Annotated in this window: 1 protein-coding gene; it reads right to left on the bottom strand. The window is 58.0% G+C overall.

The features are described from left to right. On the bottom strand, positions 1-815 hold an 815-nt coding region (locus CPA45_RS22520), incomplete at both ends, for an FAD-linked oxidase C-terminal domain-containing protein (protein WP_208858588.1).

Raw genomic sequence — 815 nt, 5'->3', positions numbered from 1 at the left:
AGCCACTCGCGGATTAAGCTGGCACGGCCCTTGGGCGAGTGCACTCGGTCGCGGGTGGCCTTCCAGGAGGGGCACATGGGGTCATCAACGTCGTAGTTGTAGCAGGCGCCGTTGCCGTTGCAGTAGACCGCCGCGTCATAGGCTTGCCAGGCACGCTCGTCGATGGTGCGATCCAATTGGCCGCGCATGGCGACGCCATCGACCGTTAACAGTTCAGGGTCGCTGTCTTTGGCGATCAGGTCATGATTTTCGGCGGGCGACGCTATTTTGCCTGGGTTCAACTGATTATGCGGATCAAAGGCGGCTTTTACCCGTTGCAGGCTAGGGTACAGCTCACCAAAGAACTTGGGGCCGTACTCCGAGCGCACGCCTTTGCCGTGTTCGCCCCACAACAGCCCACCGTACTTCTGGGTTAGGGTTGCCACTTCATCGGAAATCTCACGAATCAGTTTTTCCTGTTGGGGATCTTTCATATCCAGTGCCGGGCGCACGTGCAGCACCCCCGCATCGACATGACCAAACATCCCGTAGGAGAGCTTTCGGGCATCCAGCGCGGCGCGGAACTCAGTAATAAAGTCAGCCAGATGCTCCGGTGGTACAGCGGTGTCTTCCACAAAGGCAATCGGGCGCTTTTCACCCTGCACATTGCCCAGTAAGCCCACTGAGCGTTTACGCATAGCGTAAACTTTTTGAATCTGCGGGCGGCCTTCGGCCAGGGTGTAGCCTAAGCGCTCGACGGTAGCGTCTTGGCTCAAATGGTCAGTGAACGCCTGTACCCGTTCCGCCAAGCGCTCAGGATCATCGTCATTAAACTC

It is taken from the genome of Vreelandella nigrificans (assembly GCF_002374315.1).
In the GTDB taxonomy this organism is placed as follows: Bacteria; Pseudomonadota; Gammaproteobacteria; order Pseudomonadales; family Halomonadaceae; genus Vreelandella; species Vreelandella nigrificans.
The sequence above is the reverse complement of the archived record's forward strand: the minus strand, read 5'-3'. Positions and strand labels throughout refer to the sequence as shown.